This window comes from Streptomyces sp. SPB074 (assembly GCF_000154905.1).
In the GTDB taxonomy this organism is placed as follows: domain Bacteria; phylum Actinomycetota; class Actinomycetes; order Streptomycetales; family Streptomycetaceae; genus Streptomyces.
Genome location: NZ_GG770539.1, coordinates 5,653,608 through 5,654,253, shown reverse-complemented (window position 1 = coordinate 5,654,253; position 646 = coordinate 5,653,608). Strand labels below are relative to the sequence as shown.

1 protein-coding gene is annotated in these 646 nt (G+C 73.2%); it reads left to right on the top strand.

Translation table 11 applies throughout. The features are described 5' to 3' along the window. A partial coding sequence (gene cobO, locus SSBG_RS23945) for a cob(I)yrinic acid a,c-diamide adenosyltransferase (RefSeq protein ID WP_234010634.1) occupies positions 1 to 588 on the top strand: 588 nt, incomplete at its 5' end. Between the last annotated feature and the right edge of the window lie 58 nt (positions 589 to 646).

Here is a 646-nt window from a genome sequence, read left to right as displayed (position 1 = left end):
CAGCCGGCCGTGGTGCCGGACGACGGGATGACGACGCGCCAGCGGCGCAACAGGCCGCTGCTCGCGGTCCACACGGGGCCCGGCAAGGGCAAGTCGACGGCCGCCTTCGGGCTCGCGCTGCGGGCCTGGAACCAGGGCTGGCCGATCGGCGTTTTCCAGTTCGTCAAGTCCGCGAAGTGGCGGGTCGGCGAGGAGAACGCGCTGCGGGTCCTCGGGGCCTCGGGCGAGGGCGGCACGGTCGCCTGGCACAAGATGGGCGAGGGCTGGTCCTGGGTCCAGCGCGACGGCCAGGACTCCAACGAGGACAAGGCCCGCGAGGGCTGGGAGCAGGTCAAGCGGGACCTCGCCGCCGAGACGTACAAGCTGTACGTGCTGGACGAGTTCGCGTACCCGCTGCACTGGGGCTGGATCGACACCGCCGAGGTGGTCGAGACGCTGCGGGCCCGTCCCGGCAACCAGCACGTCGTCGTCACGGGCCGCAACGCGCCGCGCGAACTGATCGACGCGGCCGACCTCGTGACCGAGATGACGAAGATCAAGCACCCGATGGACGCGGGGCAGAAGGGCCAGCGCGGCATCGAGTGGTGACGCTCCCCCGGGGGCGGGGCACGGGCCGCGCGGTGTGACGCGGGGCCGGGGGCCCCGG